This is a genomic window from Candidatus Poriferisodalis sp., from assembly GCF_965214215.1.
Classification (GTDB): Bacteria; Actinomycetota; Acidimicrobiia; order Acidimicrobiales; family Poriferisodalaceae; genus Poriferisodalis.
Genome location: NZ_CBDCBD010000002.1, coordinates 349,649 through 362,493, shown reverse-complemented (window position 1 = coordinate 362,493; position 12,845 = coordinate 349,649). Strand labels below are relative to the sequence as shown.

Below are 12,845 nucleotides of genomic sequence, written 5' to 3'. Positions count from 1 at the left end.
AGAAACGTCGGCTGCGATCGCTCACCGCCCCGACCGCTGCTACGGCACATGGCCGGCATTCACGCATGGCACCGAAGCGTGCGAAGGGCTGCGAAACGGCTACCTCGAATAAGTCGACGTCGTCGTGTGGGGCAAAGCGCCACGCTTCGAACAAGCCCTCGAAGCCGCCCGCAGCCTCGACCTCACATGACCGGTCTCGGCTGAAAACTCAACAGCGCCGATAACCCGACTCCGCCTAGCGCACAGTCTCTTCGACGCATTCGCGGAACAGGACTTCGTGCGCGCATGTCCATGCGTGGAGCCTGGCACGGGTAGGGGCATGCGGGGATCCGAACGACGCGAGGATGAGCACCATGGCTTCGTGCTGTATCCATTGCGCTGCCCCCGGGGTTGTCCCGTGGCGTTCGAGCGCTGAACGCAGATTCGCTGCGCGCTCGGCTCGGACCTCAGCAGTGCTGCCGACCAGGCTGAGCACGGCATCCGTCCCAGCGGCGTAATTCTCTTCGGAGGACAGTTCGCGGGTGAGGGGTGTGAGATGCCCGAGCGGCGGCATGATTCCCACTACACGATGCCCATTGGGGGCGAGCGGAGCATCGGCGACGGCTTGCTCTCGCAGGTCTGCCAATCCGGGCGCAGCTGCAGGCGCTTCGAAGCACAGCTTGAAGATTTCGCGCCAGAGCCCGCCCACCGCCGCCGCGTCCAACAACACCCGACCCGACTCCACCGTGCCCTGCATCCCCACATTGTCCCGCGCGCACCCACACCCCACGCGGAAATCGCAGCCAATAGATCAGCAGACGCTAGGGGAGCCGTTCGCAGGCATCCTTCGACTGCGGCTCTGATGCCGGTTGACCGTTGTATCCCGGTGTACGAGGTCACTCGTCTGTACTCAGATCCCGACGTGGAGGTGGCGGGAATCGAACCCGCGTCCTTCAACGTTTCGGTGAGTCTTCTCCGAGCGCAGTCGCTAAGGGATTGTCGGGAGACTGAGGGCAGCGACACCCTGCATGTCTCCGTAGCCGTCTGTGCGTGTCCCTGCCGCCCCGTCGGCACGGGCGGCAGGCGAGCCCTGCAGATGATGGCACCGACGCCCGCAGGACTGGGGCAATCGGGCCGAACTCACAACCTGAGATCAGGCTGCGAGCACCAGATCGTCTTGATCGACGTTGGCGTTTGTATTTTTTTCCGGCTCTTTAGCGTGGATCCGGAGACCACGGCTCGCTTCTCTCACTTCAACCGTCAAAGTCGAAACCGATCACCCCCAAGGCGGTTGCGGAACCCACGCTGTGCGGGCTCCCTCGGCGGGCTACAACCCTAGCGACGGGTTGCGACACCAAACGAACGCCTTGCCACCTCAGTTGCAGAGACCGTTGTCGCCGGTGCCGCGGTGGCTGTAGCACAGGGGTGTCGCCATCACGTTGCGCAGCGTGAATGGGCCGCCGGCCGTGTCGACGTTGTCAGCCCTCCAGTCGCCGGCCGGGTCGGCGGAGATCAGCAGTCGGTAGCCGCGCACGGAATCGTCTGCCAGCCCAACCACATCGACGGTGATCTCCGCCAAGCCGTCGATCGCCCTGGGCGCGGCCGTCACCCGGATGCGCGACGCAGGCTCGTCCGATGCGAACGCAGCAGCGACCACGCTCGCGAGCTCGGTCAGCGTGGGTGCGGTCGGCGTGCTGCCCACCGCACTCTGGACCTGAGCCGTCATGTCGAGCCGCACGCTGGGCGTCAGCGGCGCGAGGTATTTGCTGCTGGCCCAGCCGATCACCGGTCCGACTTGGATTTCGTGCCAGGTGCTGGTGGTGAGATCTCGTGTGCGACCGGTGGCCGTGATGCCGTCGAGGCTCAACGTCGCAATTGAGTCCTCAGCGGCTGGATCGCCGACCTGCAGCTCGCTGTTTGCTGGATCGCCGGGAGCGATGCGCAGCGAGAGCGTGGCCACGACGCTGCCGTTGGGAACGTCACGGACGTTGAGGAAGTCGTCGTGGCTGACGCCGACCACGCCAAGCGGGGTTCCGGCGGCCGGCCCGAATTCGGCCGGCGTGCCCGGCAGCGGCGCCGAGGTGGGCGGCACCGAGATGGTCGGTGGGGGCGCCGTTGTCGCTGGCGCCGGAATCGTGGTCTCTGCCACGACCGGCGGCGAGCCTGTCGTGGCGGTTGTAGCGGCGGTCGCGGTCTCGTCGCTGACCGGGGCGGTGGTCGGAGCGGACAGATCGCTGGTCTGCGGCGTCACTTCGTCTGTGGTGGCGCTCAGGGCGACGAACAGCGACAGCACCGAGATCACCAGCGCTGCGAACGCCATGGCCGCTGTGAATCTGTTCGTCATGATGCCGCCGCTTTCGCCGTCGTGGCCCTTTACCTGTACCGCAGTTCGGCATCACATCGGCGGCACCGGCCGCCGAGTCGAGTGGTCGGCTGTTTCGCGGTGCATTGGGCTTTGACGGCGAGAATGCCGGGGTGAGCAAGCAACGATCGTGGGCGAACCCGTGGGGTGATGCGCGGTTCGGCGGCGCGTGCGTCATTGTCGCCGGCGGTGCCCCGCTCGCGGAGGCCCGTGGCGGCCAGATGCCTCGCGAGGACGGCAGCCCGTTGCTGCCGCATTGGCTGACGGCCATGGCGCTCGTGGTGACCCAGGAAAGGCTGAGGCGGGGGAGGTGGGTGAGTCGGGTTCGGGTGACCGACGATGAGACGGCCCGCGATGCGGTGGCCCAGCTGCGCGCCGACGGTCACGCCGCCGTGCTGGGACCGCCCGACGAGGCGCATGGCGTTGGTTGGCTGAACCGCAACCGGGCGGTGCCTGTGGGGGAGAAGTCGGCCCTGTGCTTCCCGTGGGCAGACGCCGAGGCCCCGGCAGTCGTTGAGATCGATCCTGGCGGAGCATTTGGAGCCGGCACCCACCCGTCCACCCGGCTACTGGCCGAATGGCTGGCGGGGGAGCTGACTGGCGGCGAGCGGGTCCTCGATGTGGGGTGCGGCAGCGGGGTGCTGGCCCTGGTGGCTGCCCGACTGGGCGCGGCTGAGGCGGTGGGGATCGACATCGAGCCAGCGGCAGTTTCGGCGGCGCAGGCCAACGCCCGGCGCAACGGCCTCGACGGAGTGGCCAGCTTCAGCACGGCCCTTGTCGGCAGCTCCGAGCTCGGCACATTCGACGTGGTGGTGGCCAACATCACTGCCGACGTGCTGATGCCGCTCGCCGGCGACATTGCCGCACGGGTCGCACCGGATGGACGGCTCGCCGTCAGCGGCATCTCCGCAGCGCAGACTTCGTCAGTCGCTGCCGCCTATCGCCCCCACGGCATCGAACTGGTGGACCCCGTCCGGCTCGACGACTGGGTGGCTGTAGCGAACAGACGATCGGACGACGCGACGGCATAAAATATGCTCTGCCGCATATGCAGGGGTGACAGTATGCGCACCATGATCGTTCTGACCGACAACCAGCACGCCCTCGCCAAGCGCAAGGCAGCCCAGCAAGGCATCTCCCTGTCGGAGTACATCCGCCGGCTCGTCGACCGAGATCTCGAAGAGGAGGAGGCTCCGGCGCAAAGCATCACAGCCCTCTTCGGGCTGATCAACAGCGGCGGTTCGAACATCCGGAATAACAAGCAGCAGATGATCGGCGAGGCAATCGACAAGTACTACGCCGATAAGGGCTTGTGAGCCCAGGTGGCGAAGTTCGTCGACACCAGCGTCTGGTACGCGGCTGTAGATGAGAGCGATGCCGACCGGGACATCGCTTATTCGCTCCTGACCGACCATGAGTCATCGCTCGTCACCAGTGATCACGTGCTGGTCGAACTGTGGAACCTTGTGAACGTCCGGACTCACCACGTGGCAGCGAACCAAGCAGTGAGCGCGATCCGCGCTTCGCGGACCCGAATCGAGTGCACCACGGACCACGATCTTCAAGCTGCCGAGTCGATCCGGCTCAAGTTTGAAGACCAGGGCTTCTCGTTGACCGACAGGACGAGTTGGGCGCTCATGGAACGACTCGGGATCTCCGAGGCGCTGTCTTTGGACGTCGACTTCCGGGTGTATCGCTACGGCCCCGAGCGGCGTCGAGCGTTCAGGGTGCTGCCATAGTTCGCCGTTCTCGCGGCAGTAAGTCGGCGGGGCGACGGTGAGGATTCATGCCCGCTAGGAGCCCGGCGCTGGGTAGTTGGCCCAGGCGGTGACACCTTGGTAGCCACCGTCGACTGTGATCGTTTGGCCGGTCACGTAGCGGGATTCGTCGCAGGCGAGGAACGCGACCACATCGGCGATCTCTTCGGGCACACCCCAGCGGCCCAGAGCGATGTGGCGCTCGAGGCCGTCGGCGAGGCCGGGGATCTCACGGCCGGCCTCCCACATCTCGGTGATGATCAGCCCCGGCGCCACTGCGTTCACCCGGATGCCGAAGCGCCCGTAGGTGGCTGCCTGCGAGCGGGTGAGCGAGTCGAGCGCGGCTTTGGTCGCCCCATAGGTGGGCAGCTCGCTCACGCCCACCGAGCCGGCAATCGAGGACATATGAATGACCGAGCCGTGCCCGCGCCCGCCCATCTGGCGGGCCAGCGCCCGGGTGAGCTCGAGCGGCGCCAGGTAGTTCAATTGCAGCACGGCTTGGTCGCCGCCGGGTTCTCGAAGCTCGCCCCGGCCAGCGTTGTTCACCAAGATGTCGACTCCGCCCAGCGCGTCGACGGCAGCGGCAGCCAGCTTGGCGCCGGCTCCCTCCGCGCTCAGATCACTCTCGAGCACCATGGGGTCATACGGCAGCTCAGCCGCAATGCGGTCCAGATCGTGGGCGGTTCGTGCCGCCAACGCCACCCGAGCGCCATCTCGTGCCAAAGCCCGGGCGCAGTGCTCGCCGATGCCCCGGCTCGCTCCGGTCACCAGCGCCGTCCGTCCGCTAAGCCGCTCCGCCATACCCGGGTTCCTCCGTCATACACGCTGTCGCGCACTTTGTGCCGCATCAGTCTGCGTCAGACCGCCCGCGCCTGCTCGGTCGACCCGCCAAGGCGCCACGCGGCTCCATGAAAATGAGGTCAACGGACCGTTGCCGATTGCCTAGCGTCAGGGTCGTGGCGACAACGGGAACGGGCGGAGGGACGCTGCGCATCACCGGCGCTCACGTCCACTTCGACCGGACGAAGGCACTCGACGGGGTCGACCTCGCCGTCGGCGATGGCGAGATGGTCGTGTTGCTCGGCCCTTCGGGCTGCGGCAAGACCACGCTGCTGCGCGCAGCCGCGGGGCTGCAGCCGCTCGATGCCGGACGGATCGAGCTCGACGGGCGTGACCTGACCGGCCGTCGCCCCGACCAGCGCGGCATCGGCCTGATGTTTCAGGACGAAGTGCTGTTCCCGCACTACGACGTCGAGGGCAACGTTGCCTTCGGCCTGCGCATGGCCAAGGTGCCCCTTGCGCAACGGCGTCGGCGGGTTGCCGAAGTGCTCGAGTTGGTCGGATTGGCGGGTTTCAACGGCCGCGACGTCGCAACGCTGTCAGGTGGCGAAGGGCAACGTGTCTCGCTGGCTCGGGCGCTCGCCCCCGAACCGAGAGTGCTGCTGCTCGACGAGCCGTTCGGCTCGCTGGACCGGCTGCTGAGAGAGCGGCTCATCAACGAACTGCGGCCGGTGCTCGACGAGGTCGGCGTCACCGCCGTTCACGTCACCCATGACCATCATGAGGCATTTGCCCTCGCGGACCGCATTGCGGTGATGGCGTCAGGCCGGTTGCTGCGGATCGGCACTCCCGAGGAGGTCTGGACCGACCCCCAAACCGCGCAGGTTGCTCGATTCTTGGGGCACACCAACGTGTTCGACTCCGAAGTGCCGCCCATGCTCGTCAGGGCCGCCGGACGCCAGGGAAGCTTCGTTCTGCGCGCTGATCGCATTGAAGTAGTGGCAACTGGCTTTGACGGCACGGGCGTCACGGGCGATGATCGGTTCGCGCGGCTGCCCGCCACGGTGGTCCGGCGTCGCTTCCGCGGCGACCGCTACGAGCTGCGGGTGGAGGCCGACGTCGGCGGGGTCGCTACTACCTTGGATGCCATCACTCCCCACGGCCCAGCAGTCGGTGCCGGCGTTCAGCTGCACATCGGCCCAAGCGCCGTGCTCGCGCTCGTGTCCTGACACGCTGTCTGTCAGGCCGAGGATTTCGCCCCGACGGGCGCACCGTCCCGCCGAGCCAGCACCTCAGCTGATCCAGGGGCGCTAGATGCCGATGTCTTTGAGGTTGTAGTCCGCGATGGCCTCGCGGGCGGCGTCGTTCCAGACGAATTCGTGCTCGCGGCCCGCATTGGGCTGGTAGACGAACGGCGTTTCGGCCTCGAAGCGCTTGGAGCGAGCGTCAATGGCCCAGCCGATCACACGCGACCGCTCGGCGATGTAGGCCTCGTCATAGAGCGAGATCGGGTTGTGGACGCCGCCGCTGCGCACGCCGAACACCGATCGGCGGCGGTGGAAGCCGAAGTTGAGGGTGACCCGGGGCCGTTCGGACGTGTTCGCGAACGAGCCGTGAATGGCTTGGCGGCTGGTGATGGCTACGTCGCCGGGGTCGCACACGACCGGGACTGCGTCGGCGAGGCGGTCCGAGCCGGCGGCGAGGCACATGGCCTTGATGTCCACCTTGCCCATGCGATGAGAGCCGGGCACCACCCACAGGCCGTTGGTGGCATCGCAGCCGTACAGCTGGGCCATGAAGTTGAAGCCGTGGGTGCCCTCGTCGAGTTCGGGATGGTCCCAGTGCGTCCAGCCATCCTGGTGCCACGCCACCGATCCGCCCAATCCGGGCTGCTTGATCCACACGACCTCGTTGAACGGGGTGAAATCGGGGCCGTTCAGTGCCTGCGCGACGCCGAGCAGACCGGGATGGCCGTACAGCCGCAGGCATGCTTCGGAGAACTGCAGCGAGCCGCTGATGACCTGCACGACCCATTCGGGCGCTTCGTCTGGCGCCGAGGGCTCGAACATCTTGAACGGATGACGACCGTGGGCCACATCGGTGCCGCCGTAGGGGTCGGTCAGCGGGCGGACGAAGCTGACGTTGCGACCCTGATGGCCGGCGCCGAGCGCGGGCTGTCCGTGACGGTCAGTGGTGGCGTCGGGCGCAGTAGGGCAGCGGTCCAGCATGTCGATGACGTCGGCCTCGATGTCGGCTAGCTCGTCAGGCTCGAGCACGCCGGTGAAGACGTAGAAGCCGCAGCGCGAGTACGCCGCGACGATCTCGGGGTGCAAGTCGCCGTCGTCGGTGAACCGGATCGGGCCGCGATTGCCGAGTTGCATCGCTCGTTCGGTGCCGGCCGCTCGGTAGGCGACCATCTCGTCCTCGACATCGCCGTAGTTGACGATGGGCACCTCTGCCAGCCCGAGCGTTGCCGCACCTGCACTCATGTCACACCCCCGTACCAGGGTCTGGGGCATGCCGAGGTGCCCCTGCCGTCCCTGTCATTCAACCACGGCGCGAGGCCCTCCTACCGGGCTCGGTCCTGCGTCCCGGGGGTGTCATCGGCCGGTGCTGGCCTTCGCAGGTCCCGCTCGCGGCCGTGTTCGGAGGGCTCCCAGTAGATGTTGGCGGCCACCTCGTCGGGCCGGTGCTGCTGTGGCACCCAACCGCTCGGATCGTCGTGCGGGTACTGGTATCCATCGCTGTGGCCCAGCGATGCGGCGCCTTGGTAGTGGGCGTCGCGCAGGTGAATGGGCACCTCGCCGGCACCAGCGATGCGGGCGTCGGCCTTGGCTCGGCTGAGCGCGACGGTGACCCGGTTCGACTTGGGCGCCGTCGCCAAGCGCACGACGGCGTGCGCCAAGTTGAGCTGGGCCTCGGGCAGGCCGACGTACTCGACAGCTCGGGCAGCCGCTTCGGCTACCAGCAGGGCTGTGCTGTCTGCCATGCCGATGTCCTCGGAGGCGAGGATGACCATGCGGCGGGCGATGAAGCGCGGATCCTCCCCGGCGTCGAGCATGCGGGCCAACCAGTACAGCCCGGCATCGGGATCCGAGCCGCGCAGCGATTTGATGAACGCGCTGATCGTGTCGTAGTGGCCGTCGGCGCCATAACGGACGGCTTTCGCGTCGACGGCGTGCTCTGCATCGACCAACGCGACGTGTGGACTTCCGGCAGTCTCGTCAGGCACCGCATGGGCTGCCCCGCTGATCTCCATGGCTTCGAGCGCCTCTGATCCCCCGCGCTGGGTGGCCAGGGCCACAGCCACCTCCGTGCTCGTGAGGGCGTGGCGGCCGTCGCCTCCGCTGCGGGCCGCGATGTGATCGACGGCGTCAGCGTCGGCGGTGGCACCCTCGGCCGAGAGCGCCCGGTCGATGAGCGTCCGTAACGCAGCATCGTCGAGCGGTTCGAGGCGAAACAGCGTCGAGCGTGACAGCAGCGGCGGGTTCACCTCGAAGTGCGGGTTCTCGGTGGTGGCACCGATGAGCACGATCAAGCCGTCCTCGACCGCTGGCAGCAGCGCATCCTGCTGGGCCTTGTTGAACCGGTGAACCTCGTCGAGGAACAGGATCGTGCCCCGTTCGAGCTCGCCGATGCGCAGCCGAGCCTCCGCTATCACTTCGCGTACATCCTTGACTGTGGCGCTCACAGCCGACAGCTCGCAGAACTCCTTCGCCGTGCTCGCTGCGACCACTCGGGCCAAAGTCGTCTTGCCGGTGCCCGGAGGCCCCCACAGGATCACCGACGACAAGCGGTCCGCCTCGATCAGCTCGCGCAACGGCCTGCCGGGAGCGAGCAGATGGTCCTGACCCACGATCTCGTCGAGCGACCTGGGTCGCAGCCGCGCCGCGAGCGGCGCCCTCCGGTCCAGGCGTTCCCTGCCAGCAGCTTCGAACAGCCCCTCGCTCACGCCCCGACGGTACGCGCTCGCGTCACGTCGCCCATCACGACCTCGGCAGCACGGCTCCGCCCGATGCGCGGATCACAGGTCTGGATGATCCTCCTCGTAGGCACGGATGCGCTTGGCGAAGCTCAGGTCGTGCCCGGCGGGGTCGGTGATCGGGAACATGCGCTCTCCCCAGGGCGCATCGCGGGGCGGTGCCTGGGGAGTGAGGTCTGCGTCGAGCGCCTGCTGGTAGAGCGCGTCGACATCGTCCACGTGGAAGATCACCCTGCCCCAGCCGGTCTCGGCCTCGACAGGGCTGGCCACCGCGATCAGATTCACGAAGCACGCGCCGCTGCGCAAAGTGCTGAACGGCGCATCGTCACCGCCGTAGGTGAGCCGGAAGCCCAGAGCCTCATAGAAGCGCACCGATACCGCCATGACCGAGGTCCGCAATGTGATCGCATTGATCGTCTCGACAGATGCCACAGCCACATTCTCGTCGCCCGATCGAGCTGCGGGCGACCGCCCTCGGCGAACTGCCAGCAGCGGGCCCCTGCCGCCGCGCGCCCGGGCTCTCCGATAACCCGGGAGCACGCGTCCGTAGCATGAAGCAATGAGCGAGTACGCCCACGTGGATCTGCTTCCCACGGGTCCCGCGGACGTGACCTACCGGCACCTCACGTCGGATCACGTCTCGACGGTCACCGCCGCAGGTCGGCGCTTCCTCCAAGTCGAGCCCGAAGCGTTGCGGATGCTCACCGCGGAGGCCATGCGCGATATCGCCCACCTGTTCCGCACGAACCACCTGGCGTCATTCGCGGCGATTCTGGACGATCCAGAGGCATCGCCCAACGACCGCTTCGTGGCGCTCGAACTGCTCAAGAACGCCAACATCGCGGCTGGGGGAGTGCTGCCCAGCTGCCAGGACACCGGCACGGCGATCGTGTGGGGCCACAAGGGCGAGCGGGTGCTCACCGGCACCGCTGAGAATCCCGATTTCGACGATGCCGAGGCCATCTCCCAAGGCGTCGCCGACACCTTCCTCACCTCGAACCTGCGTTACTCCCAACTCGCCCCGCTCGACATGTTCACCGAGCGCAACACCGGCAACAACCTGCCTGCCCAGATCGAGATCTACGCATCGCCGGGCGACGAGTACGAGCTGGTCTTCATGGCCAAGGGCGGAGGCTCGGCCAACAAGAGCTTCCTGTTCCAGGAGACCAAGGCGCTGCTCAATCCCGAGAGCCTCACCGCGTTCCTCGACACCACCTTGCGCACGCTGGGCACATCTGCCTGCCCGCCGTACCACCTGGCGGTCGTCATCGGCGGCACCTCAGCCGAATTCGCCGTCAAGACCGCCAAATACGCCTCGGCCAAGTACCTCGACACGCTCCCCACAGCGGGCAGCGAAGCCGGCCATGGCTTCCGCGACCTCGAATGGGAAGGGCGGGTCCTCGAACTCACCCGCGAGTTCGGCATCGGGGCGCAGTTTGGCGGCAAGTACTTCTGCCACGACGTGCGGGTCATCCGGCTGCCCCGCCACGGCGCCAGCTGCCCCGTGGCGATCGCCGTTTCGTGCTCGGCCGACCGCCAAGCGCTCGGGCGGATCACCGCAGACGGCATCTTCCTCGAACAGCTCGAAACCGACCCCGCCAGGTTCCTGCCCGAGACCGATGAGCAGGAGCTGACCACCGGCGTCGTGCCAATCGACCTGAACCAGCCAATGGACGCGATCCGCAACCAGCTCACCCGCCATCCAGTCAAGACCCGGCTGTCGCTGACCGGAACGCTCGTGGTCGCCCGCGACATCGCCCACGCCAAGCTCAAGGAACGCCTCGACGCCGGCGACGGCTTGCCCGACTATCTACGCGAACGCCCCGTCTACTACGCCGGTCCCGCCAAGACCCCCGAGGGTTATGCGTCGGGCTCGTTTGGCCCCACAACCGCCGGCCGCATGGATTCCTACGTCGAGCAGTTCCAGGCCGCCGGCGGCAGCCTCGTCATGCTCGCCAAGGGCAACCGCTCCCGTCAGGTCGTCGAGGCCTGCGCTCGCTACGGCGGCTTCTACTTGGGCTCCATCGGCGGCCCCGCAGCCCGGCTGGCGAAGGACTCGATCCGCAAGGTCGAAGTGCTGGAATACCCCGAACTGGGCATGGAGGCCGTCTGGCAGATCGACGTCGAGGACTTCCCCGCGTTCATCATCGTCGACGACAAGGGCAACGACTTCTACAGCGAAGTCTCCACTGTGCCTGTGCGAGCGGAAGCGCTTCGCCCCCGCTCGCGACAATAGAAAGCGGGAGGGCTCCGCCCTCGCTCGCGACAATAGAAAGCGGGAGGGCTCCGCCCTCGCTCGCGACGATAGAAAGCGGGAGGGCTCCGCCCTCGCTCGCGGCAATAGAACTCAGTCGCGCCAGGACAGGATCACGTCGAGCGGGTTGATGTCGCCGACGGTGAACCAGATCGATGCAGCGATGCCCGCCGCTGTCAGCAGGACCATCGTGACGATGGTCGAGCGCGGCAGCTTCCCTTCGGCATCGGACGGCAGCCGCTCCCGCACCTTGCGCAGCAGCCGATCCGCCCAGGCCACGTCACGGGCAAGAATCGCGAGGCCGACGGCGATCACGAGCATGCCCGGGCCGGGCAGCGGCAGCATGATGATGCCGAGACCGACGACGCCGAGGCCCACGCCCATCCGGACCATGCGCACCATGACCTGACGCCACGCCTTGCGCCGGGTCGGCTCGCGTTCGCCGGTAGCTAGCTCGGCATCGATCGCCGCCTCGCGGAATCGATCGCTTCGCGTGGGATCGTCGAAGTCTGAGTCAGCGGCAGTCGGTACTGGTTCGTTCATCGGTCTCCTCGCAGAGGGCGCAAGAGCGGCAATAGTGTGGCGCGTCCTGAGCGCCGCGCAACGCCGATTCGTCGTGTGTTCGCAAATCAGCCCTGCAGACCCACTCGACAACGAGGAGCGCCGACTATGCCGACGGTCGACAAGTCCATTCCGATCACCTGGAACGTGGGCGACGCTCGCCTCACCCGGATAGCTGAACTTGAGGTTCACTGGCCGTTCGGCGTCCTGCTGCCCGGCGCCGAGGACGTCATCGACGACTATGACTGGCTGCGGCCCGACTTCGTCACCGACGACGGACGCATGCGCCTGTCGATGCACGCGGTGGTCATCGAGTCCGGGGGCTTGCGCATCATCGTCGACACCTGCGTCGGCAACGACAAGTCGCGGCCGGGAGCACCACCGTTCGAGCAGCTCTCCACGCCATTCCTTGAGGACTTCACCGCAGCAGGATTTGACCCCGCGACCATCGACTTCGTCGTGTGCACCCACCTGCACGTCGATCACGTCGGCTGGAACACGTGCCTCGTCGACGGGCAGTGGGTGCCGACGTTCCCGAACGCCCGCTACCTGTTCGTCCAGGCCGAGTACGACTACTGGCGCTCCGAGCCGCAGGACTACGGGCCGGTCTTCGAAGACTCGGTGCAGCCGATCACCGACGCTGGCCTCGCCGACCTCGTCAGCCCCGACCATCGCATCAACGACGAAGTGTGGTTCGAGTCGACACCTGGCCATACCCCGGGCCACGTCAGCGTCATCATCTCCTCAGCGGGGGAGCAGGCGGTCATCACCGGCGACATGATCCACCACCCGCTGCAGTTCGCCCGCCCCGACATGGCCTCCAGCGCCGACTACTCCGCCGACGGCACCTCCACCGCCACCCGCCTCGACGCCTTCCCCCGCTGGTCCGACGGCCGGCTCGTCATCGGCACCCATTTCGCCGGGCGCACCGCCGGCCACATCGTCGCGACCGACCAGCCAGACAGCTGGATCTTCGCCCCCTAGAACCGGAGCCGGTAGGCGCAAATGCCATAGCTGCGGAGGCGGCAGGGGACTCTGCTACGTTGCGACCGGATCCCTGGCAAATGCACGGCGAATTCGCGGATGACGCCATTTGAGAAATGCGGAGAGTTGCGTATCTCTCGCCTGCTGGATCGCGGGAGCAGAGGGTCCTGCCGCCTCCGCAGCGGG

At 67.2% G+C, this 12,845-nt stretch carries 13 protein-coding genes and 1 other RNA gene; 6 read left to right on the top strand and 8 right to left on the bottom strand.

Annotated elements, in window-relative coordinates; genetic code table 11:
- Nucleotides 1-235: 235 nt before the first annotated feature.
- The 3 genes from ACOOF5_RS01885 to ACOOF5_RS01875 form a co-directional block, all read right to left on the bottom strand.
- Nucleotides 236-736, bottom strand: coding sequence for a hypothetical protein (locus ACOOF5_RS01885; protein ID WP_420436024.1), 501 nt, complete (start codon nucleotides 734-736; stop codon nucleotides 236-238).
- 163 nt (nucleotides 737-899) lie between these two features.
- Nucleotides 900-1,263, bottom strand: a transfer-messenger RNA (tmRNA) gene (gene ssrA, locus ACOOF5_RS01880).
- Nucleotides 1,264-1,354: 91 nt separating this feature from the next.
- Nucleotides 1,355-2,323: a hypothetical protein gene (locus ACOOF5_RS01875; RefSeq protein WP_420436022.1), complete on the bottom strand. Its 969-nt coding sequence runs from the start codon at nucleotides 2,321-2,323 to the stop codon at nucleotides 1,355-1,357.
- Between the two features lie 131 nt (nucleotides 2,324-2,454).
- Between ACOOF5_RS01875 and ACOOF5_RS01870 the strand changes: the two genes are divergently transcribed.
- Genes ACOOF5_RS01870 through ACOOF5_RS01860 form a run of 3 tightly spaced genes read left to right on the top strand, consistent with a single transcriptional unit; the run spans nucleotide 2,455 to nucleotide 4,080 of the window.
- Entirely contained in the window at nucleotides 2,455-3,372 is a 918-nt protein-coding gene (locus ACOOF5_RS01870; protein WP_420436020.1) for a 50S ribosomal protein L11 methyltransferase, read from the top strand.
- A gap of 42 nt (nucleotides 3,373-3,414) precedes the next feature.
- A complete protein-coding gene (locus ACOOF5_RS01865; RefSeq protein ID WP_420436018.1) occupies nucleotides 3,415-3,657 on the top strand; it encodes a hypothetical protein in 243 nt (80 codons plus the stop codon).
- Nucleotides 3,658-3,663: 6 nt separating this feature from the next.
- On the top strand, nucleotides 3,664-4,080 hold the full coding sequence (locus tag ACOOF5_RS01860) for a type II toxin-antitoxin system VapC family toxin (RefSeq protein ID WP_420436016.1): 417 nt from the start codon (nucleotides 3,664-3,666) through the stop codon (nucleotides 4,078-4,080).
- Between the two features lie 54 nt (nucleotides 4,081-4,134).
- Here ACOOF5_RS01860 and ACOOF5_RS01855 read toward each other — a convergent pair whose 3' ends face one another.
- Nucleotides 4,135-4,899, bottom strand: coding sequence for an SDR family NAD(P)-dependent oxidoreductase (locus tag ACOOF5_RS01855; protein ID WP_420436014.1), 765 nt, complete (start codon nucleotides 4,897-4,899; stop codon nucleotides 4,135-4,137).
- Between the two features lie 155 nt (nucleotides 4,900-5,054).
- Here ACOOF5_RS01855 and ACOOF5_RS01850 point away from each other — a divergent pair, with 155 nt between their 5' ends.
- Nucleotides 5,055-6,107: an ABC transporter ATP-binding protein gene (locus tag ACOOF5_RS01850; RefSeq protein ID WP_420436012.1), complete on the top strand. Its 1,053-nt coding sequence runs from the start codon at nucleotides 5,055-5,057 to the stop codon at nucleotides 6,105-6,107.
- An 81-nt stretch (nucleotides 6,108-6,188) separates the two neighbouring features.
- On the opposite strand, the gene ACOOF5_RS01845 is transcribed toward ACOOF5_RS01850, so the two are convergent.
- The 3 genes from ACOOF5_RS01845 to ACOOF5_RS01835 form a co-directional block, all read right to left on the bottom strand.
- The gene (locus tag ACOOF5_RS01845; protein WP_420436010.1) at nucleotides 6,189-7,367 is read right to left on the bottom strand and encodes a phytanoyl-CoA dioxygenase family protein; all 1,179 of its coding nucleotides are present in this window, start codon (nucleotides 7,365-7,367) and stop codon (nucleotides 6,189-6,191) included.
- Between the two features lie 80 nt (nucleotides 7,368-7,447).
- A complete protein-coding gene (locus ACOOF5_RS01840; protein WP_420436008.1) occupies nucleotides 7,448-8,830 on the bottom strand; it encodes a replication-associated recombination protein A in 1,383 nt (460 codons plus the stop codon).
- Between the two features lie 72 nt (nucleotides 8,831-8,902).
- Nucleotides 8,903-9,292, bottom strand: a complete 390-nt coding sequence (locus ACOOF5_RS01835; RefSeq protein ID WP_420436006.1) for a VOC family protein — start codon at nucleotides 9,290-9,292, stop codon at nucleotides 8,903-8,905.
- A 127-nt stretch (nucleotides 9,293-9,419) separates the two neighbouring features.
- Here ACOOF5_RS01835 and ACOOF5_RS01830 point away from each other — a divergent pair, with 127 nt between their 5' ends.
- Nucleotides 9,420-11,096: a fumarate hydratase gene (locus ACOOF5_RS01830; protein ID WP_420436004.1), complete on the top strand. Its 1,677-nt coding sequence runs from the start codon at nucleotides 9,420-9,422 to the stop codon at nucleotides 11,094-11,096.
- A 111-nt stretch (nucleotides 11,097-11,207) separates the two neighbouring features.
- On the opposite strand, the gene ACOOF5_RS01825 is transcribed toward ACOOF5_RS01830, so the two are convergent.
- Nucleotides 11,208-11,516: a PGPGW domain-containing protein gene (locus tag ACOOF5_RS01825; RefSeq protein WP_420436002.1), complete on the bottom strand. Its 309-nt coding sequence runs from the start codon at nucleotides 11,514-11,516 to the stop codon at nucleotides 11,208-11,210.
- A 267-nt stretch (nucleotides 11,517-11,783) separates the two neighbouring features.
- Here ACOOF5_RS01825 and ACOOF5_RS01820 point away from each other — a divergent pair, with 267 nt between their 5' ends.
- Nucleotides 11,784-12,659 (top strand): MBL fold metallo-hydrolase, encoded by an 876-nt coding sequence (locus ACOOF5_RS01820; protein ID WP_420436000.1) that lies wholly within the window; start codon nucleotides 11,784-11,786, stop codon nucleotides 12,657-12,659.
- Nucleotides 12,660-12,845 lie beyond the last annotated feature (186 nt).